The sequence below is a fragment of the Pseudoalteromonas holothuriae genome (assembly GCF_945859825.1).
Classification (GTDB): Bacteria; Pseudomonadota; Gammaproteobacteria; order Enterobacterales; family Alteromonadaceae; genus Pseudoalteromonas; species Pseudoalteromonas holothuriae.
In genome coordinates this window covers 480,689-501,585 of sequence record NZ_CAMAPC010000001.1, presented here as the reverse complement: position 1 = coordinate 501,585, position 20,897 = coordinate 480,689, and the positions used below count along the sequence as shown (strand labels likewise).

Below are 20,897 nucleotides of genomic sequence, written 5' to 3'. Positions count from 1 at the left end.
TTTAACTCGCACCATATGAGTTTACGTTACCCTACCGAAGTAAAGTGGCGTCCCCAAGGGGATTCGAACCCCTGTTACCGCCGTGAAAGGGCGGTGTCCTAGGCCTCTAGACGATGGGGACACAGTGATTGCTTTGCAAATAATTTGCTAAACATGTGTCACTAGGACTGGCTATTTTAACTCGCACCATATGAGTTTACGTTACCCTACCAAAGTAAAGTGGCGTCCCCAAGGGGATTCGAACCCCTGTTACCGCCGTGAAAGGGCGGTGTCCTAGGCCTCTAGACGATGGGGACACAGTAATTGCTTTGCAAATAATTTGCTAAACATGTGTCACTAGGACTGGCTATTTTAACTCGCACCATATGAGTATATTGTTTTATAAACTACTCGAGAGTTTACAAAACAGACATCACTTAAAAATAAGTGGCGTCCCCAAGGGGATTCGAACCCCTGTTACCGCCGTGAAAGGGCGGTGTCCTAGGCCTCTAGACGATGGGGACACTAAAATGTGTTCTAGGACAATTGCACTTAGTAAATGGTGGAGCTATGCGGGATCGAACCGCAGACCTCTTCGCTGCCAGCGAAGCGCTCTCCCAGCTGAGCTATAGCCCCATTTAAGAACAAACACTGCAAGAAACTTGCGCGTTCGTATTGCTGAGTGCGGGGCGCATTCTATTGGCCCCCACAAACAAAGTCAACAATTTTTAGTGAACTTTTTACCAACCGTTTTAAAAATCAGCAATTCGCTGGCAATATAACCATTAACTGCTCTTTTATCAATAAAAACCCTTGTTTTTGCACAAAAAACGACCTTTTTTGGCGTCAGTGCTGTGCCGTAATATTGTATTATAAAAATCAAGCAATACTACTTTTAAATACACAACCCCACCTCACCATTTTACTTTTACAAAAATACCGATGATGATCGTAAAACAAGCCCTCTCCTTTTCAACCATTAAATACACCCTCAACTTCAAATAGTTCAACAATGTAATTACAACTATTGTGGTTTAAGGAAATTACATGCACATTACCCTCATAAAAGATGCACATTTAAGCTGACGTTATTACGAACATTGAATTTTATTACCTTCCTTTTCTAACATGGTAATAATGAAGGGCTATTCGTATCTGGTGATAAAAGCCGCATATAAACTAAAATTGTAACTTCAAGTATTGACACTATTTCAAGTCTCCCTATAATAGCGCCCCACAACGACGCACCAAACGTTGTTTGTAATTTAGATATGGGTCGTTAGCTCAGTTGGGAGAGCATCGCCCTTACAAGGCGAGGGTCACTGGTTCAAGTCCAGTACGACCCACCATTATCTAAAGTTCTATATGGGTCGTTAGCTCAGTTGGGAGAGCATCGCCCTTACAAGGCGAGGGTCACTGGTTCAAGTCCAGTACGACCCACCATGTAGAACAATGTTTAGGGTGATTAGCTCAGTTGGGAGAGCATCGCCCTTACAAGGCGAGGGTCACTGGTTCAAGTCCAGTATCACCCACCACAATTTTTGTGGAATAATCTAAATGGGTCGTTAGCTCAGTTGGGAGAGCATCGCCCTTACAAGGCGAGGGTCACTGGTTCAAGTCCAGTACGACCCACCATTTAGATACTCTTTGCGGGTCGTTAGCTCAGTTGGGAGAGCATCGCCCTTACAAGGCGAGGGTCACTGGTTCAAGTCCAGTACGACCCACCATTAATTTGGTAAGCGCAAAGAAATGATTACTTGGGGTCGTTAGCTCAGTTGGGAGAGCATCGCCCTTACAAGGCGAGGGTCACTGGTTCAAGTCCAGTACGACCCACCATGTAATCATAAAACTACTTTCAAAATATTTATATGTGGGTGATTAGCTCAGTTGGGAGAGCATCGCCCTTACAAGGCGAGGGTCACTGGTTCAAGTCCAGTATCACCCACCACATATAACACAGTAAACAGATTAAACTCTCCCCTAACAAAAAGCATCGCCACCCTTTTAACGAAAGGCGAAGGGCACGGGTATCAAGTCCACTATCACCCACCACATATAACACAGTAAACAGATTAAACTCTCCCCTAACAAAAAGCATCGCCACCCTTTTAACGAAAGGCGAAGGGCACGGGTATCAAGTCCAGTATCACCCACCACATATAACACAGCAAACAGATTAAACTCTCCCCTAACAAAAAGCATCGCCACCCTTTTAACGAAAGGCGAGGGGCACGGATATCAAGTCCAGTATCACCCACCACATATAATACTTCAAAGCTACCGGGCTCTACATTTATAAACATCGTCTTCATGCAATAACAATCCATCAAAAAACCAATACTTTAGAATGATTTAATTTGTATCTGGTACTCTAAATATTTTAAATATACAAATAAACGACTAAACTTGAGACAAGCCAATTGCTAGAAGTTCATTTATTACGTGAGTATTCAACCCTTTGTTAACACGAAAATTTTAATTGTTGAAGAGCAACCTCTGGCGCTTAGCTATATGAAACGCTCTTTGGAACAGTTAAGCTTTCGAGACATACAACTTGCTGAAAGCAGCACGGTCGCAAAAGAGCAATGTAAAACGCACAGTTTTGAACTCATTATATGTTCGTTCGACTTAACAAATGGACAAGATGGCTACCAACTTTACGAAGAACTCAAACATAAAAAACTCATAAAAAAAACAACCGCATTTATTTTTGTTTCGGCCGAAACTAGCCCTACTGTTGTGCACAGCATTTTAGAGCTCGCTCCTGATGAGTTTTTGGTAAAACCATTCTCAATTAAAGAATTGAAAATAAGGATAGATCGCGTTTTAAAACGTAAGCATGCTTTAAAGAGTATCTACGCCTTCATTGATGACGGCAATGATTCTAAAGCGTTAAAACTCATAGATGCGGATCTTGATAAGCAGAACCATGCGTACAGTCCTATTTTACTCAAACTAAAAGGCGAAATTTTACTAAGGCTAAAACGCACCGATGATGCCAAACACTTTTATAAATCAGCCCTAGAATTACAAAAATTCACTTGGGCAAAAATTGGCTTGATTGAGACGTTAATCATAAACAATGAAGATACGCTGGCACAGCGCATGCTAGCAAGCATGATAGAGCACCCAGAAACTAGGCTCGTTGCTTTAAACTTACTAGGCAAACTTGAAGTTAAACTAAACTTACTTGAACAAGCCCAACAAAGGCTAAAAGAAGCCTCATCTATTGCGCCTCGCAATATCAGTAGGCAAAAGTCACTCGGACGAATTGCGTCTCTAAACCATGACTACGAATCAAACTACAATGCCATGAAGGAAATAGCCCTATATGCAAAAAACTCTATCCATGATGGGCCAGATGTATATTTAAATGCAGTAAGAGCTGGCATCGACTTTGCCTTAACAACTGACCAAAGCGAACAAATACAAAGAGTAACCCGCCAGAGTCAGCAATATTTAGGTGACTTAAAAAAACAGTTTCCGGATGCCAGTAATCAAGCACAAATAGATGTGTTGCATGCACGCATTCACTATCTAAAAGACGAAAGTAAAAAAGCCCGCCAACTGATTGAACAGTTAGATGACGAGCCAGCGATACATTCTGTGGATGCTGCTTTAGATAAGGCAAAAGCCTTTCACGAACTTGGCTTTCAAAATAAGGCACAACATTTGTTTACACAAATCATTGAGCACTGTAAGCATCATAAGCAAGTTAGTGACCCAATTACGATGCGCTATATTGAGCAGCAGCAACAAGAACGTAGAGATATCACCATGGGTCCTAAAGAACTAAATAACCATGCAGTCAACCAATTTAAACGAGGCCAATTAGAGGTGGCAATGGAAGCTTTTACTCAGGCTTTTAGGATCATGCCTCGAAACACCAGTATTGCACTTAACTTACTCCAATGCATGTTAGATCACACCGGCAAAAGTGGTGGCACGTTTAACTCCGCACTTGCAAAAAAATGTTATCAAACTTTAAGTACAATGCCCCTTGATGCAGAGCAACATGAACGTTTTGCAAAATTGCTCGCACACATACAAGAGCTAGGTTTGTCAATCGATTAGAGCTTGACCATTGATAATGCATTAACACAATAACGTAACCCACTTGGCGGTGGACCATCGGGGAATACATGCCCTAAATGCGCATCACATGCGTTGCAAATGATTTCTATGCGCTGCATACCCGCTGAGCTATCGCTAATATAAGCTATCGCATTATCCTGCACAGGTTGTGTAAAAGAAGGCCAGCCAGAACCGCTCTCAAACTTCTCATGCGCGTCAAATAATACATTATCACAACAGGCACATGCATACTTCCCTGGTTCGAATAAGCTGCAACTAGCGCTGCTATAAGGCCTTTCTGTACCTTTGTCACGTGTAACAAAGTAAACCTCATCACTGAGCTCATTCTGCCACTGCTGTGGGCTTTTCTCGACTCGAAAGGTAGGCTTAAGGCTACCATCAGCCGCAAAATTTAAAATGTCTTTCCATTTTAACATAGTAGTACCTTATTTAACTTTGCTTTGCTCTTCAGGCTCAGGCCAATCATTAAAGAAGCAGCTTAAATATTTACTCTTTAGCAAATATAAAATTACCCATAACAGCATCACCATTTGTATCGCAATAAACATCGAAAACTGATAATGACTTTGCGCAGCCTGCATACTCAGCCATGTTAAATCAGCAACCGCTGTCGCTAACAGTGGCCAGCGCATATAACGCCAATACGTTGCTAACTTTTGTGAGCTCGTTGGTCTGCGTAATGAAAACACAATGGTCGGTATTAACGCGACAGCACCAATACCTAGTGCCACAAAAAAATGCGTCTTTGACTGAAAAAACAATGACATTAAATCTAAGTCAGGACGCCGAGCAACCGCTGAAAAAACCCATAACAGATAAGCCCTTAGAAGTACGATCAAAGTAAGATTAAACCCGATAGGTGTACGATACACACCATATTTGTCCCAATATTCTGGGCCATACTGCTTCATTGTTCTACTCCAAACGGGCTCATTTTAGCTATAATCGTATTTACTCGAAGTTAAGAGCAGTTAGAACCATATTGTTCATATTCTATGTATCATGGTGTTTAGCTGGCATAGATTCAAGGCTTATCGTTTAGGTTACTTGAAATTAGCCCAACTTGCCGCTTATTAGCTCAAATAAAGTAATACCTGATGACTTTGATAAGGTATTAAAAAACACTCAAACGCAATGTTTGTTACTATTATGTACTTTCCCCTACATTGCCTAAAAAGCACTATACAATGCACATTTATTTCTGCTCACAAATTCTAGGGGCTGTGATTCTTTGAGATATGAACTTTTTTTCAAATCAAGAGCTTTCAATGCTAGGTATGGGCTGTGTAACATAGTAATTGATGTTAATAACACATGACAACGCAGTGTAATCCATTGGTTGAACCTTTTAGGTATTTTTTCTACATTATCACCGAGCTTACATAGAATATGCGACGCAAGCTCTGCCTTGAGGAAACAAGGCTATTTCTTATTATTTTGCTTAACGAGTGCCATTAAGCCAACAGTGCTCAGCGCATTAACACCCTGCACTGTTGCCGCTTGCATCGTAATTTGAGCCTGCTGCTGAGCCGATATCGCATTATGAGCGTTATAACTCAAAGCCTGACTTCTAGCCATTAACAAATTTCCCATAGCCATTGCTGGCGTTTCTCCCACTACTTTTGTATTTACTTGTGTTACTGAGTCTGTTATTTGTTCATTCACTGGCATAGCATTCACCTTATTTTATGTCGTATTAATCAAGTCTTCTGATGAGTATTAAGTAAAATGGCAAAAAAAACGATTACATACTATTACAGCACTCGACCAACAAGCTTGTTTACATCAGCTTCATCAGGCAAACTTGTTGGGAGCCTATAATTGACCAAATATTTAATTTAAACAATGGAATGACTTATATTACCAAAACGATTAGCTACTTTAGGAACAACATTTGAAAATAATACTTTCAACTTCCCCCACCCAAACACAGCTCGCAGCTATCCATCAAGGAATAGCTGATTTTAATGCACCGTTTTTGCCAAATGACACCCCACATGGCACTGGACATAAATTTGTGATAACCGCGCAAAATGGTGATGAAATAATAGGTGGTCTACAGGCAAGCATAGTGTGGAGCCATTGTGTTTTGGAGCTGTTATGGGTGAATGAAAGTGCCCGAGGTTCAGGTTTAGGTTCGCAATTAATGCAACAATTAGAGGTGTTTGCCCATGAACATAAGCTACATCAAATTCGCACTGAAACGCTCGATTTTCAAGCCAAGCCATTTTATGAAAAATTAGGTTTTAGCGTTTATGGTATCCTCGAAAACACCCCGCCAGAGCACACCAGCTACTTTTTGGTAAAACATTTATAATGAGCTTGGTCACAACGCTATTATAGGCTCAGCTTCACACACATTTTTGGTGTAAAACCAAAGCACTTTTTAAATTGCCTGTTCATATGACTTTGATCAGCAAAAGCGCACTGCATTGCAACATCGGTCAAAGTAACACCTTGCTCTATCAGTGTTCTTGCTTTATGTACTCGCTTAAGTGTTACATAGTGATAAGGTGTAGTGCCATAAAGCGCTCTAAAATCTCGGGTAACTTGCCATTTACTATAGTTTGCAATGCACGCTAACTTATCTAAGTTGAAAGCACTGAAAGCGATATGCTGTGCATGTAACTCATCGTCTAGATACTCTTTAACCAACTTCATAGCTTGATAGTTAGTGGTTTTATGGTATTTGCTATTATTAGTTGCTCGCTGTAAACAAGTTGCAAAGCTATAAAGCAAATCTTGATATTCAAGCGTATCAAATGGTTGCTCAAAATCAGCTAAAAATGCTTTCGCCAGTAGCACAAATTCAGGTAATTTGGTTACTCCCGACTCTAGAAACGGCAAACTAGCACCTTGTAAAATGTCTTGTACTTGATAGGGCTCAATCGTCATGCCTCGATAAGCAAAAGGCCTTCCTGGCAAAGCTTGCCCATCATGAACTTCATCAGGGTGAAGTATCACTACCTCTCCTGGTAACGCATGGCGCAATTGGCCACGATAGTTGAAATGCTGAACGCCTAGCGTGGTAATTGCCAAAGCATAAGTCGCATGCTTATGAGGTGCATACGCAAAGTCGCTCATATACTCTTCTATACGACCAGAGCCATCTTTTGCGCGCTTTATCCAGCTCGTATTTTTACCCATTAAGCCTACTCCTAGAGGTAGCGACCGCAATATCGTTCAATTTTTTTCAGTGTTTTATGATTACTATATCGCAAAGTACAAATTGGAGAGAAACATGAACACCCAGTATCATTTAATTATTGCCAAACTGCTAGCAAGTTGTGCCCTTATTTGGCTGCTAAGCGGTTGTCAGGCAAAAGGGATCATAAACTTGCAAAGCGGTAATTTATTGGCTTCACAACAATGGCAAGGCAGCAACGAACAGTTCTCATTGCCCTTTGTTTGGCATGATGGACATATCATCATTGAGCTGGCGATAAACGACAGTCAACCTTTGCGATTTGCCCTTGATTCCGCCGCATCAGCCACTGTTCTGTTTGAAACCCCCAGATCACAGCCTATGCATTTAAATATAGAAGGTCAGCTAAATCTCAGCGAAAAGAAAATTAATATTGTTAATAATGCCAAAGTATCTGTAGGCAACATCAAGTTATCTGATTTAACCTTAATTCATGTGCCTATCAATCAAAACCCTTTATTTGATGATTTTGATAGCGCATACTTTGACGGCGCTATTGGATACGACTTGTTTAATCACTATAATATTACGATACTTTATAGTGATAACACGGTTGTTTTTAGTAAACCTCAAAGCAACATTCCACTGACTCAGTCTTGGCAACAGTATCCACTGTCGATACACGGCAGGCTCCCCTATGTTAGTGCAAATATCAGTAATCAAACTGGCTCTACCTCATCCTACAAATTCGTGCTTGACACAGGTGCGCCTGATTATATTTATTTAAATAAAGCGCTTGCACAAAACATTAAGTTTCCTGCTGCCGTTTATCAAAGCAAATTTGAAAACTTTGAAGGTATGCAACAAATAGAAACAGGCCAACTTGAACAGTTCAATTTATTTTTTGAACACTTTACAAATATGACAGCCCACAACCTACCTAAATTAAAAGATGATAAAGGCATTGGTATGATAGGCAGTGGATTGTTAAAAAACTTTGATATCCACTTTAATTATCAACAAGGCTTTGTAGCTGTTCGCAAAGGCAAACTGTTTGATAAGCACTCTTTGTTAGATAGAAGTGGTTTAGTGTTAGAACCTCACAAGCTTGGAGGCATAATAAAACAAATAGATAACGCCTCTCATGCCTTAAAATTAAACCTTCAAGTGGGTACTATTGTGACCAAAATAAATGGCCATACAATTAATCAAAATAATTTCGATAACTTACGTCGTATGCTCAGTGGCGATGGTGTGTCAGTTAATCTTTGCTGGCAAGAAGGTTCAATTGATCAGTGTGATGACTTAACACTTTATACACGCACCATGACACAATAAAACTTGGGCGGAGCTTATGTATGCTCCGCCTTATTCCGTTAGTTTACTTTTTAGAAGCAGATTAAACGCATATTATACAGATGCTTGAAACGTGCTAGTTGTCTGCGGTCAAACTCATTCATGCTCAGCAAATAATGCAATTAGAGCTTGTTCATCTAGCACCTCAACACCTAACTCCTGCGCTTTAGTCAGCTTGGAACCTGCCTTTTCTCCGGCAACTAAAGCATGGGTGTTTTTTGAAACACTACCAGACACTTTAGCACCTAGCACCTGCAACCGCGCTTTCGCATCGTTACGATTTAACTGACTCAATGTACCCGTCAATACGTAAGTTAAGCCCGCAAGCGGCTGTTCTTGCTTTGACTTTTGGGCAATATCAGGCCAATTCAAGCCTACTTCAATTAGCTTATTTACAACCTCTTTGTTATGCCGCTCATTAAAGAATGCATGCAAATGCTTGGCAACAATGACGCCTACATCACTGACTTCTTGCAACGCATCTATTGGCGCCGCTATCACCTTTTCCAGTGTTAAAAAGTGATTTGCTAAATTTTGGGCAGTCGCTTCACCCACCTCTCTAATGCCTAGTGCATAAAGAAACTTAGCCAATGTCGTCGTTTTTGCACTCTCCAAAGCCTCTACTAAGTTTTTCGCAGATTTTGGACCCATTCGTTCCAATGATTCAAAGTGGCCCTGCTTTAAAATAAATAAGTCTGCCGGTGTATGAACGAGTTCACGCTCTACCAGCTGTTCAACAATCTTATCTCCCAAGCCATCTACATCCAGCGCCTTTCTCGAGGCAAAGTGCTTAATTGCTTGCTTGCGCTGCGCTTGGCACACCAAGCCGCCTGTACAACGCGTCACGGCCTCTCCTTCAATACGCTCAATATGAGAGTCACACACAGGGCAACTGGCTGGAAATTCGATTTCTTTGGCGTTATCCGGACGACGTTCTAGCACAACCTGTGTGACCTGTGGAATAACATCCCCGGCTCGGCGCACGATCACCGTATCACCAACTTTAACGCCTAAACGCTCTATTTCATCACGGTTATGCAAAGTTGCATTCGATACCGTTACACCACCTACAAACACAGGCTCTAAGCGTGCAACGGGTGTAATTGCACCGGTACGCCCGACTTGAAACTCAACATCAAGTAACTGTGTGATCTCTTCTTGTGCTGGAAACTTAAATGCGATTGCCCAGCGTGGCGCTCGCGCGACAAAGCCTAACTGCTGCTGGTAAGCTTTGTTATTCACTTTAATAACCACGCCATCAATTTCATAAGCCAAGTTAGCACGTCGAGTTAAAATGTCCTGATAATAGGCAAGCACCGCTTTGGTGCCTGATACTAATCGTGTTTCAGGGCACATAGGAAAGCCCCACTGCGTTAACTTTTTGAGCTGTGCAAAATGCTCATTAGGTAACTCAGCACCTTGTACCACGCCCAGAGAATAAGCATAAAACATCAATGGCCGCTTAGCCGTCACTTTTGAGTCTAATTGACGCAAGCTGCCAGCTGCTGCATTACGCGGGTTAGCAAAGGTTTTTTCACCTTTGGCTATAGCTGTTTCATTCAAACGTGTAAATCCAGCGCTGTCCATAAAGACTTCGCCACGAACTTCCAGCTCTTGTGGAATATTATCGCCACGTAAACGCAGTGGAATGTTACGAATAGTTTTCACATTCTCGGTGATATTTTCCCCCACCTGTCCATCACCGCGAGTTGCCGCCTGCACCAATATTCCATCTCGATATAAAATCGATACAGCTAGGCCATCAAGCTTAGGCTCACAGCAAAAATCAAGCTCGTCAGCACTGAGTAAGCGCTCCTTAATTCGGCGATTAAATGCCGAAAACTCTGCGTCATCAAACGCATTATCAAGCGATAACATAGGTACTTGGTGTGTTACTTGCTCAAATTTCCCCAGTGCTTGGCCACCCACTTTTTGTGATGGCGAATCGACAGTTAACAATTCAGGGCTAGCTGTTTCAAGCGCTATTAGAGCTTGCATTAAACGGTCATATTCAGCATCTGGGACCACAGGGTTATCCATGACATAATATTGATAATTGTGATCTTCTAACTGTGCTCTCAAACTAAGAATTTGACTATTTATTGACTCTGACATTGCTACCTCTAAAACACAAAAGCCACGACCCTTTAAGAGCGTGGCTTAAAATTAATTTAGCCTTTTGGCTTATGAAAACTCACGTACCTTTTCTACATAAGCGCGTACGGTACTTACACTCAATGGTTCACGGTGGCTATCTAATACAGTTGCACCAAATTCATCAGCCAACTTCTTCGCAGCACCGTGGAGCATGTTAAATGCAGCTAAGCCATCACCATCGCATGGTAACGTCATAAACAAGCTCACCCCAGCAGTACTAAATTGTTCCATATTATCAATATCAAACGTACCTGGGTTAAACATATTTACTAACCTAAATAGTACCGGACCATTACCCGAAGGCTCTACATGACGATTAAAAAAGCCCTCATCCGAGTATTTAAAGCCCAGACTCAACACCGATGGCAATAAGCGAGAACCCGCCATTGTTAACCCTTGCGGCATTTCAATGTGCAAAATGATAAACTCTTGGGCTTGTGGGACATCACTATTTGCGTCATCAACTTTGCTGGCGCTTAGATCGTCACCCGTTTCATCATGCTCTGCCAACTCTACTGAATCAGAAGTATCATGGTGAGGCTCATCATCGGTTGCGGCAAAACTCAATTCGCCAATATCAGGCTCATCATCAAGCGTTGCTGTGCCATGCTCATCATTCGGTTTTGATTTATGACTATCTGGCTGCACTCTAGGCTGTGGTTGTTCATCACTATTCTTTTTACGCACTGACCAAAGTCCATGGATCAGCAATCCACCAATCACTAATGCGCTGATCACGATTAACGCCCATCTCAATTCTGTGGCCATCACTCACCTTTTTATTATTACGCTTGTGCCATCTGCACTGCTTGTTCAATATCAACGGCAACCATACGCGAAACCCCAGGTTCTGCCATAGTTACCCCCGTCAACCTACCAGCCATTTCCATGGCTATTTTATTGTGGCTAATATAAATAAATTGCACCGTTTGTGACATTTCTTCAACCAAACGACAAAATCGTCCAACATTGGCATCATCAAGCGGCGCATCAACTTCATCAAGCATACAAAATGGTGCCGGATTAAGTCTAAATATAGAAAACACCAATGATAATGCGGTCAGCGCTTTTTCTCCACCACTTAACAGATGAATTGTCGAGTTTTTCTTACCTGGTGGTCTGGCCATGATAGAAACACCACTTTCTAGTAAGTCATCACTGGTTAATTCCAGGTAGGCACTACCACCACCAAATACTTTTGGAAATAACTCGGCTAAGTCTTCATTAACTTGCTCAAATGTAGCTTTAAAGCGCGTTTTAGTTTCTCTGTCTATTTTCTTTATTGCCCCTTCAAGGGTATCAAGTGCGGCAGTTAAATCAGCTAATTGAGTATCAAGGTATTCTTTGCGCGTTTTAGTTTGTTCAAATTCGTCAATTGCAGCTAAATTGACAGCCCCTAATTGAGACAAATTTTGGCTTACTTTAGTTAATCGCGCCTGATGTTCGCTTGGTGTTGCTTGACTTGCTAGCTGCTCTAACACCGATTTTAAATTTTGCTGTAGCTCTTGCAATGGCTCTAAAGCGCCTTGAGCTTTAATCATTAACCCTTGCTCGTCTAATTTTAACTGCTGCAACTTATCATTGAGCACCTGAACCTCAGATTGCGCACTTTTCAAGCTTGCCTGTTTTTCTTGTAGTTTAGTTTTTGCTCCATTGAGCTGTGCTTGTAGCGCCAATAAAATATTTTGCTGCTGTTCATGTTGTGCTAATAACAAAGCAATTTGCTCATCGGCCTCTGCTTGCGGTTCTTGCAATAACATTTGCTCTTCTAATAACTCTTGTAAGTGCGCATGAGCTTGTGTTTGGCTGTGCGCTAAATGCTGAGCTTTTGATTCGCTTAACTGCCAGTCACTGTTAGCTTGTTGCTGTGCCAATTTTGCATCATGTAACAGGTGCTGCATTTTTTGTTTGGCACTTAATGCAGCTTGTAGTGCTTGTTTTGCTTGTGAAAATTGCTCATCAAAATGCGCATGCTGTTGCGCCAAACTTGTTAGCTGTTGCTTGCAGTCATCCAACAACTGCTGACACTGTATCATTTGCTGTTCTTGAAGCGCATACTTTGCTTGTGTACTGAATAATTGCTCTGAAAGTACCTGCTGTTTTTCTTGCCATACAGCCACTTGCTGTATCAGCATATCGATACGAGTCTGGCTGCTTGCCATTTCTTGAGCAAGCTGATGCACCTGTGTTTTATTCAGTTGCTGAGCATGATTGCCGTCTTTATAGGTCAGCTCTAACGCATCTAACTGCGCACTTAAATCAGTTTTTTTCAACTCAAGCAAAGGCAGCTGCTGTTCAAGGTCTCTCAATTTAGCATGCTGTAGCAACACACTGCTACTTTGCTCTGCACTTATATTACTTGAGCGCCAATTTGCACCATACATGCAAGCATTCATGTCTATAGCAAGCAGCCACTTTTGATTATCGGTATAAACTTGTCCTTGCTCAAGAAGCTGAATATGATTCAATAACGAAGGGTAACACCCTGATTCAATCACACTGGCCACAGAGCCCAATACACACGGTTGTTCCAATGGCCAAACAGCATCATTGCTCAATGCCAACGCTGGTTTTAATTGTGTTAAGCCAAGCAATGCACGTTCAACAACCTGCTCAAAACCGGCCTGCACACGTAAATCGGTTAGATAACTCTGTGCGCTCGGACTATTTTTTTCTCCAAGCACTTGATTCAGAGCATTAATATTTGCATCACAGTTAGCGTATTCTAATTGGCAATCTTGAAACTCACTATAGAGCGCTTCTTTTTGTTCCTGTAGCTTAGTCAAGCGTTCTGTAAGCTCATAGGCTTGCGACTGCAAACGCGCCATATCTTGCGCTTTTACACTGTACAACTGGCGTTGTTCAGCAAGTTCAGCTGCAATTTTTTGTTCTTTTAATTGATATAGCTGCTCATCGATGGCTTGATACTTTTCTTGCGCATGGGTGTAAGCCTGCTGTGCAGTAGAGAGGTTTTGTTGTGCTTGATGCTGTGCTTGTAACGCATTATTTTGTTGGGTTTGTAATGTTTGTTGCTGCGCTTCTAATTCAGTGAAACCTTCTAATAACGATTGATAATGCTCATCACATTCTTGATGTTGCGCTTGATGAACAAGCACGTCTTCGATGCTTTGTTGTAATAAATCATGATGCTGTTCAACCTGCTCTTTTTGTGCGACTAATAAGTGCCCCGCCTCATTATAAAGCTGTTGTTGTTTATCGATGCTTTGCTGTACATTACGTAGCTTATCAACTAAGTGTATCTTTTGCTGTTCAGTGCGAGTCAGCTCAGTATGGATTTGATGAATACTATTTTGCTGGGCACTTATTTCATCACTAATATGGGCCACTTTGCCCTCTAAAGTGGCAAGCACGTCATCATGGCCACCATGGGCGGTATTTAAAAAGTTAAGCTCTTGTTGTAATTGACCAATTTGCTGTGATTTTTCTAATTGCTTTTGGTGCAACACTTGCCACTTAAGTACCGCAAGTTCGCCTTTTAAAGTACGCTCTTGGGCTTTTAATTGTCGGTACGATTTAGCTTCTTCTGCTTGTAGAGCAAGTTTATCTAGTTGAACTTGCAGCTCTTGACGCACATCTAACAAACGCTCTAGGTTTTCCCGGGTACTTTTAATGCGAGTCTGCGTTTCTCTTCGTCGTTCTTTATATTTTGATACGCCTGCTGCTTCTTCTAAAAACACTCTAAGCTCTTGTGGCTTGCTTTCAATTAAACGCGAGATCATACCTTGCTCAATAATGGCATAACTACGCGGCCCAAGGCCTGTTCCTAAAAATATATCGGTAATATCACGTTTTCTGCATTTGCTGCCATTAAGAAAATATAGCGACTGTCCATCTCTAGTCACTAATCGTTTAATTGCTACTTGGTTTCTATCTGCAAGTGTGCCCGGTAAACGCCCTTGAGCATTATCAAATACAAGCTCGACTGAGGCTTGTGAAATTGCTTTGCGGTTAGTTGAGCCATTAAAAATAACATCGATCATCGCATCACCACGCAAATTTTTGGCTGAGCTTTCGCCTAGCACCCAACGCACGGCATCAATCACGTTAGATTTACCACAGCCGTTGGGGCCAACCACACAGGTCATGGGATCAGGGAATGGTATTTTGGTCGGTTCAACAAACGACTTGAATCCCGCCAACTTGATACTGCTTAACCGCATATTATTATTTTTATTCACTACTTATAGAAAAAGATAGCAAAACAAGTAGTAAAAATTAACTACTGCGCTTTATATTATCTAAAATTATACCCGTTGCCATTGCCACATTAAGCGACTCAGCACCACCAAATGCAGGTATCGTTATTGGTGTATTTATGTATTGGCTAGCTTGCTCACGAATACCATGGGATTCACTGCCCATAACCAGCACACCTCGCTTTGCAAAAGCCGTAGTATGAACGCTTTGCCCATCTAAGAATGCACCATAAATTGCGCCATCATAGCGTGAGAGAAACACTGGCAAATTAGTGCGTACAACATTAATACGAACAAATGATCCCATCGTTGCGCTGATCACTTTTGGATTTAAATGATCAGCACAATCATCGCTGAGCACAATTTGTTTAAAGCCATACCAGTCAGCAACGCGAATAATCGTTCCTAAATTACCGGGGTCAGAAACACCATCTAGGGCTAGGATCATCCCTGATTCGTTTATGGCTTGTGGTTCTGGAAATTTGACTATCGCAATTGCAGCACTGTTGCTGGTTAACGTACTGGCTTTAGTCAAACTTTCATTGTCGGTCTCTATATACTGAATACTTTGCAATTGTGCTTGATGTTCAGCGATAAACTGCGCACTTGCAAACAACTGTTCAATTGCGACATTGGCGGTCAATAGTTCCTGCACATTCTTCTGGCCTTGCACTAAGTACAGACCATGTTGTTTTCGATATTTTTTTTGCGCCAACGCGCGTAACAACTTTAATTGGTTTTTAGAGATCATAGCTACCCCAGCAGAAGAATAAGGGATTATACCTGAGGCAGCACAGAATGCGAGAGCGCGAAGTGTTAGATTACTCGTCGTCGGTCATCCAAAAAAACGTCACCGCCAAACGTTTATCGTCACTGCTATGGCCAAAATAATCACTGGCACTGTGTGCTAAATTACCTTTAAATAATGCTAAACGATTGAAACTGTTTTCAATCTCAAGATCTTCATACCAAGCGCTAATTGGCAGAGCCTCTATGTTTAAGGCATCGACTAAGTTTTTATAGGGCGCATATACTGCATTTCCCCCTGCAGCATGATTTGCATAGCGTAAACGGTAAAATGAAGTACCTGAGTGAGCTCTTGGTTTAGGCGTTAAATACAACACAGCCGCATAACGACACAACTGCCTATTATCGACATGTGGGCGTGCTGCACCTTCTTCATCTCCAACTAAAATTGCAGTGTTAGTATCAACCACAACCTGATTAGATTTTGCAACCCACAGTTTATCTTTACCTAACTTTTCTTTGACCCATCGCTCAACTTGCTGAAGCTCTTCATCTACTAACGCGTTTGGTGAACGTCTACCAGGCCATAACTCTTTTGTATAAGGCTTACCTAACTTCCAATCTGTTTTACTTAGGCAACGCTTGCGGATAGCCATCGCTTGTTCATGTTCAAAAAAATCATCCGCTATCCAAAAGTTTTTACCTTGCTCTGGTTTTTCATAAGGGATCTGGGCAAACCCGTTTGGTATCGCTGGTAATTCCTCTTTACCCGTTAGTTTGGTATGTACATATTTTGCCAAAATGACTCCTTAGCCTAGATGTAATGATAAACACCAGTCATTTTATTTCTCCCACAATTGAAGTAAATATATTTTTAAAATGGTTTGTAATGACTGATGTTAAATTTAGTCAAATACTCTAAGGGATTTAGCGAAGGTTTGCACCTTTAAGTGGGCAGATTTTTATACAATTTAATTTTATCAACTATAGACTTCACTCATTTATTTGATTTAGTAACATCCTTTATGAAAGCAGCGAATAAAAAATAAAAAATACATTGTCCCAATTAATGAAACAAAAAGAAGTGCAAGTTCAAATAAACAAGTCATGGAAAACACAATATCACTCACACTATTTAAATTACTGAAATAAAAACAAAAATATAACAGTGTAACAGCTTTCCAGCTCATTGACTCTAGACTAGAGAGGCGTTATGTTTACGTCGAATTTTAAACAAGGAGTTTTAAAAATGAAAAAAACAAGCATTGCACTAATTCTATCAACGTTAGCATTTTCAGCAGGCGCAAGTGCCTCAAATTTAGGTGTAAGTATCACAGAAAAACCAAGACCGGGTGTACCACAAGCACGATGGACTGACGTTGTTATTGGTGATCAGTACTCACAAAACCAAAATGCAAACTTTAGCTACAATGTCACAAATTATAATGTTTCATTCTCTTGGGTGACTAACGATGGTGCTCAAGGTGGCTGCCAGATTAACTACGACGTAAACAGAGATAGCTCTACAGACTTTACTTATCAAATAGCAAAGCGTCGTTATAATAATACAATACAAATTTTAACGAACTTAAAGTCTGGCGATCATCTATTTATTCAGTCTGGATTTAATAGTAATACCGCACCATGTGAAGTAACACTGAAGCACAAAATTGGCTTCTAATCTATAAATTCTAAAAACAAAAAGCGAGGCAAATTAGCCTCGCTTTTTACATTCTCTATAAAGCTGTTATCTAAAAGTCACTGTCACTTCTTCTGAACAGATATTTTCGCCAACACAGATTTTATATACATACTGCTGCTGTGTAGCTTGACGAATAAAGTCACGATAAACACCTGTATTATCCGCTGTGGCTACCTTAGCGCCATCACGATAAACATCGATACTGTCTGATGATACCCCATGATAAGCAAGTTCAACACGCGCATAATCCAAGCGCGTTTTGTTTGCACGCTTAACTTTAAGTTCAATTACTTGGTCAACTACAGTAACTGAATGCACTTTAGTGCTTGTAAGACCGGTTTCATCTGTCACAGTCAATGTCACGTCATAAGTGCCTGCACTTGCAAACTCATGTGTAGGGTTTTGCTCAGTTGATGCATTACCATCACCAAAATCCCAAGCCCAACTAGCAATATCGTTATTTGCATCAGTACTTGTATCTGTGAAGGTCGCGCTTAGCATATCAGCGACATAGCTAAAGCCTGCCACAGGTTCTGCAGGTGACACATCACCCAAACCTGTCAACGTTAATGACCACTGATTTAATGTGCCTGTATCTTGCGCAAAAGTATCTTCTACTGTTAACACCCAATCACCGGCTGCATTTTCACCATTGAACGCATCTGACTCAAACGAGTCATTAATATCATCAGCACTGCCACCCGCTTTATTATGAAGCGTTGCAGTTGTACCTGCAGGTGACGTTAATGTCACGACCAAATCACCAATATATGTGTGGGTAATATCTAAGAAAGTGCTTGAGTCAAACACAACTACATCATCATTTACACTAATAACTGAAGTCACAGCCGTTGGGTCATTATCAGGGATGTCTACACTTGTATCATTGCTATAGTTGAACTCATTTAATCCTTGAGGATAAACAAACAACGATACTTGTTTAGTCTCAACAAGCTCTCCACTGGTTGCGGTTACATTAAATGTATAGCTTCCCCAGCTGGTATCGTCTGATGTTGGTACTGTTAATGAGAAGCTTAGACCTGGTTGCACAACATCTGTTGACAATACAGCACCTGGTAAATCACTTTCTACTGTAAGTGCAACATCACCCGTCCAATCAGCAACTGATAATACATCAAAGTTGTAAGTGGCACTTTCACCAGCAACAATTTCTTGCGAAGCTGGGCTTGCAGATAATCTAAAGCCAGGCTCAGGATCGGCATATTCAAGCGCACTAGCTGCATTTAAACGCTTACCTGATACAACTTTGCCGTTTAACGCTTCATTATCATCACCAGAGTCCATAAGTACTGCTTTAAGCTCTTGCGTTGTTAAAGTTGGATTAACAGAAAGCGCTAATGCTGCTACACCCGCAACGTGTGGAGTAGCCATTGACGTACCAGAATAAGTATCATAACCGCCACCTGGAACAGTAGATAAAATAGCTGAACCTGGCGCGCCTAAATCAACACTAACCAAACCCCACTGAGAAAAGCCTGACATCGCATCGGTATCAGTAGTACTTGCAACAGATAACACTGACTCATGCTCATAGCTTGATGGGTAATGTGGGCTTACGTCATTATCAACCGCACTGTTACCTGCTGCGGCAACGAATAGAATACCCGCTTGCTCAGATGCGGTTAATGCATCTGCCATTGCTTGGTTAAAACCACCGCCGCCCCAGCTATTGTTTGACACGCGCACATCAACACCCGCCTCACGTAAACCAACTAGGTAATCGATACACTTGATAGCATCAGAGGTTGAACCACTGCCAGATGCATCTAAGAATTTACAACCAACAATGGATACTTCATGGTTCACACCGACTACACCTGTAGCATCGTTACCCACTGCACCAATAGTTCCTGATACGTGTGTTCCGTGACCTTGGTCATCCATAGGGTCGCCTACATTAGTAATCGCGTTGATACCGTGGATATCATCAATGTAACCATTACCATCGTTATCGATGCCATCTCCTGGGATTTCATTAGGGTTTATCCACATATTTGCAGCAAGATCTGGATGCGTGTGATCAACACCCGTGTCAATAACACCAACCACCACATCGCGGCTACCAATAGACACATCCCATGCTTCAGGTGCATCAATATCCGCATCTGCAACACCACCAGTTTGACCAGTATTATTTAAACCCCAAAGCTCATCAAATCGAGGATCATCTGGCATACCCTGAACACTCACTTTATAATCAGGCTCTGCATATTCAACTGCTGGATGATTATTTAAAGCTTTAAGTGCATCCTTTACATCACTTTTGTCTAATTTAAATTTAGCCAAGCGACCTTTTAGAACATGTCGATATGCATCATCAATTTCATCTTGATTAAGGTCACTGATTTTAGCTGCAACTAGCTTTCTCGCCGAAATACGCTGCTCTTTTGATGCATTTTTCTTATAAACAACGATTAGCGCGTCATCAGCAGCACTTATTGTTTCTTTATCAATATGAATAGCAGCCTGTGAAAGGCAAGGGATTAATGCAAGAGTTAGAGCTGATAATTTTAATTTCATTGTTGGGATCCATTAAGTTTATTGTATTAAGCCGTATGCAACACGCATACAACCTAAGTAACAAGTAGCTTCAAATATTGACGCTACTCACTTTAGAGTTCCCGCTTATTTAAATTGAGTATAAAATAAATCTACTAGCACTTTGTCATGCACAATAGCAAAGTGCTCAAACATAAAATTTAGCAACGCACTTAGCAAACACCAAAAACATGCATCGTGCAAGCAAGTAAGTCTAAAATCACAAAAACTGATTAAAAGTATAAGAAAGCACATTAAATTAACAATAATGTATGAATAAAGTATTCCAACAACTCAAATAAAACCAATTCTTTTTTACTGCTTTTTATAAAGCATTTCATATAAACAATTTAAATCATTGTTTTAAATTAGATTTTAATTCATTAAAATTTCGTATTCCTTCTTTAGGTACTCTTCTCTAATGTGGGGTACAAGGTAATCAGTGACGCAAAATTGAAACAATATGATAACAAAGAACAGGGTTCGCCTAGCAGCATCACACCACACTCGCTTTAACAAGCTCGTGGTAATGCTAGCCACCTTGATAAGTTGTCATGGCGCTTTTGCAAGCTCTGAAGACCTAAAAGAGTCCCCCTTATCTTTGAGTATAAACCCTTCGTTGTCAGTACATGCACAGCTACAAGCAACGATAAAGCAAAACGGAACATTCAATAAAGCAACGATAAAGCAAATAGGTAACGAGTTAAACTTGGTGTCACTCGTGCAATTGGGTTCAAACAACTTGGCCGAAATAACACAAGCAGGCGCTAATAATAGCGTTAACTTGGTTCAATATGGCGATAACAACTTTACGTCCATAGTGCAACAAGGTGACGCCAATATCGTAAATCTAACGCAACTTGGTGAACAAACACTGCTGATAAACCAACTTGGTAATGAGATGGTGCTCAACGTCAGCGTTACAAAATAATACTGGATA

Annotated in this window: 15 protein-coding genes and 11 tRNA genes; 12 read left to right on the top strand and 14 right to left on the bottom strand. The window is 41.1% G+C overall.

What is annotated here, in order from left to right:
* Positions 1-45 precede the first annotated feature (45 nt).
* The 4 genes from OCI93_RS02170 to OCI93_RS02155 all read right to left on the bottom strand — a co-directional run bounded on the left by OCI93_RS02170 (position 46) and on the right by OCI93_RS02155 (position 615).
* Positions 46-121, bottom strand: a tRNA-Glu gene (locus tag OCI93_RS02170).
* 99 nt (positions 122-220) lie between these two features.
* Positions 221-296, bottom strand: a tRNA-Glu gene (locus OCI93_RS02165).
* Positions 297-427: 131 nt separating this feature from the next.
* Positions 428-503 (bottom strand) — tRNA-Glu (locus OCI93_RS02160).
* 36 nt (positions 504-539) lie between these two features.
* Positions 540-615: transfer RNA gene (locus OCI93_RS02155), tRNA-Ala, on the bottom strand.
* Positions 616-1,252: 637 nt separating this feature from the next.
* On the opposite strand from OCI93_RS02155, the gene OCI93_RS02150 reads away from it, so the two are divergent.
* From OCI93_RS02150 to OCI93_RS02115, 8 genes are all read left to right on the top strand, one after another.
* Positions 1,253-1,328, top strand: a tRNA-Val gene (locus OCI93_RS02150).
* An 18-nt stretch (positions 1,329-1,346) separates the two neighbouring features.
* Positions 1,347-1,422: transfer RNA gene (locus OCI93_RS02145), tRNA-Val, on the top strand.
* Positions 1,423-1,438: 16 nt separating this feature from the next.
* Positions 1,439-1,514, top strand: a tRNA-Val gene (locus OCI93_RS02140).
* Positions 1,515-1,538: 24 nt separating this feature from the next.
* Positions 1,539-1,614, top strand: a tRNA-Val gene (locus OCI93_RS02135).
* Positions 1,615-1,630: 16 nt separating this feature from the next.
* Positions 1,631-1,706: transfer RNA gene (locus OCI93_RS02130), tRNA-Val, on the top strand.
* Between the two features lie 33 nt (positions 1,707-1,739).
* Positions 1,740-1,815: transfer RNA gene (locus tag OCI93_RS02125), tRNA-Val, on the top strand.
* Between the two features lie 36 nt (positions 1,816-1,851).
* A tRNA-Val gene (locus OCI93_RS02120) sits at positions 1,852-1,927 on the top strand.
* Positions 1,928-2,421: 494 nt separating this feature from the next.
* On the top strand, positions 2,422-4,053 hold the full coding sequence (locus OCI93_RS02115) for a tetratricopeptide repeat-containing response regulator (RefSeq protein ID WP_261625657.1): 1,632 nt from the start codon (positions 2,422-2,424) through the stop codon (positions 4,051-4,053).
* Here OCI93_RS02115 and msrB read toward each other — a convergent pair.
* The 3 genes from msrB to OCI93_RS02100 all read right to left on the bottom strand — a co-directional run bounded on the left by msrB (position 4,050) and on the right by OCI93_RS02100 (position 5,745).
* Entirely contained in the window at positions 4,050-4,490 is a 441-nt protein-coding gene (gene msrB, locus OCI93_RS02110; protein ID WP_261625656.1) for a peptide-methionine (R)-S-oxide reductase MsrB, read from the bottom strand. The genes OCI93_RS02115 and msrB overlap by 4 nt on opposite strands.
* A 9-nt stretch (positions 4,491-4,499) precedes the next feature.
* Entirely contained in the window at positions 4,500-4,985 is a 486-nt protein-coding gene (locus OCI93_RS02105) for a DUF2919 domain-containing protein (protein WP_261591744.1), read from the bottom strand.
* 511 nt (positions 4,986-5,496) lie between these two features.
* Positions 5,497-5,745, bottom strand: coding sequence for a RebB family R body protein (locus tag OCI93_RS02100; protein WP_261591743.1), 249 nt, complete (start codon positions 5,743-5,745; stop codon positions 5,497-5,499).
* A gap of 223 nt (positions 5,746-5,968) precedes the next feature.
* On the opposite strand from OCI93_RS02100, the gene OCI93_RS02095 reads away from it, so the two are divergent.
* Positions 5,969-6,391 carry a GNAT family N-acetyltransferase gene (locus OCI93_RS02095; protein WP_261591742.1) on the top strand — a complete coding sequence of 141 codons (423 nt, stop codon included), beginning with the start codon at positions 5,969-5,971 and terminating at the stop codon, positions 6,389-6,391.
* A gap of 20 nt (positions 6,392-6,411) precedes the next feature.
* On the opposite strand, the gene OCI93_RS02090 is transcribed toward OCI93_RS02095, so the two are convergent.
* Complete coding sequence (locus OCI93_RS02090) at positions 6,412-7,221, bottom strand: helix-turn-helix domain-containing protein (protein ID WP_261625655.1); 810 nt, start codon at positions 7,219-7,221, stop codon at positions 6,412-6,414.
* A gap of 94 nt (positions 7,222-7,315) precedes the next feature.
* Here OCI93_RS02090 and OCI93_RS02085 point away from each other — a divergent pair, with 94 nt between their 5' ends.
* Positions 7,316-8,557: a pepsin/retropepsin-like aspartic protease family protein gene (locus OCI93_RS02085; protein ID WP_261591740.1), complete on the top strand. Its 1,242-nt coding sequence runs from the start codon at positions 7,316-7,318 to the stop codon at positions 8,555-8,557.
* 114 nt (positions 8,558-8,671) lie between these two features.
* On the opposite strand, the gene ligA is transcribed toward OCI93_RS02085, so the two are convergent.
* From ligA to OCI93_RS02060, 5 genes are all read right to left on the bottom strand, one after another.
* A complete protein-coding gene (gene ligA, locus OCI93_RS02080; RefSeq protein ID WP_261591739.1) occupies positions 8,672-10,690 on the bottom strand; it encodes an NAD-dependent DNA ligase LigA in 2,019 nt (672 codons plus the stop codon).
* Between the two features lie 69 nt (positions 10,691-10,759).
* The gene (gene zipA, locus OCI93_RS02075) at positions 10,760-11,500 is read right to left on the bottom strand and encodes a cell division protein ZipA (RefSeq protein WP_261591738.1); all 741 of its coding nucleotides are present in this window, start codon (positions 11,498-11,500) and stop codon (positions 10,760-10,762) included.
* A 17-nt stretch (positions 11,501-11,517) separates the two neighbouring features.
* Positions 11,518-14,913: a chromosome segregation SMC family protein gene (locus OCI93_RS02070; protein WP_261625654.1), complete on the bottom strand. Its 3,396-nt coding sequence runs from the start codon at positions 14,911-14,913 to the stop codon at positions 11,518-11,520.
* A gap of 55 nt (positions 14,914-14,968) precedes the next feature.
* Entirely contained in the window at positions 14,969-15,700 is a 732-nt protein-coding gene (locus tag OCI93_RS02065) for a TrmH family RNA methyltransferase (RefSeq protein ID WP_261625653.1), read from the bottom strand.
* 70 nt (positions 15,701-15,770) lie between these two features.
* Complete coding sequence (locus tag OCI93_RS02060; protein WP_261591735.1) at positions 15,771-16,496, bottom strand: DUF6445 family protein; 726 nt, start codon at positions 16,494-16,496, stop codon at positions 15,771-15,773.
* Between the two features lie 449 nt (positions 16,497-16,945).
* Here OCI93_RS02060 and OCI93_RS02055 point away from each other — a divergent pair, with 449 nt between their 5' ends.
* Entirely contained in the window at positions 16,946-17,377 is a 432-nt protein-coding gene (locus OCI93_RS02055) for a hypothetical protein (RefSeq protein ID WP_261625652.1), read from the top strand.
* Positions 17,378-17,443: 66 nt separating this feature from the next.
* On the opposite strand, the gene OCI93_RS02050 is transcribed toward OCI93_RS02055, so the two are convergent.
* A complete protein-coding gene (locus OCI93_RS02050) occupies positions 17,444-19,939 on the bottom strand; it encodes a S8 family serine peptidase (protein WP_261625651.1) in 2,496 nt (831 codons plus the stop codon).
* 481 nt (positions 19,940-20,420) lie between these two features.
* Here OCI93_RS02050 and OCI93_RS02045 point away from each other — a divergent pair, with 481 nt between their 5' ends.
* Positions 20,421-20,888 carry a curlin subunit CsgB gene (locus tag OCI93_RS02045; protein ID WP_261591732.1) on the top strand — a complete coding sequence of 156 codons (468 nt, stop codon included), beginning with the start codon at positions 20,421-20,423 and terminating at the stop codon, positions 20,886-20,888.
* Positions 20,889-20,897: the final 9 nt, after the last annotated feature.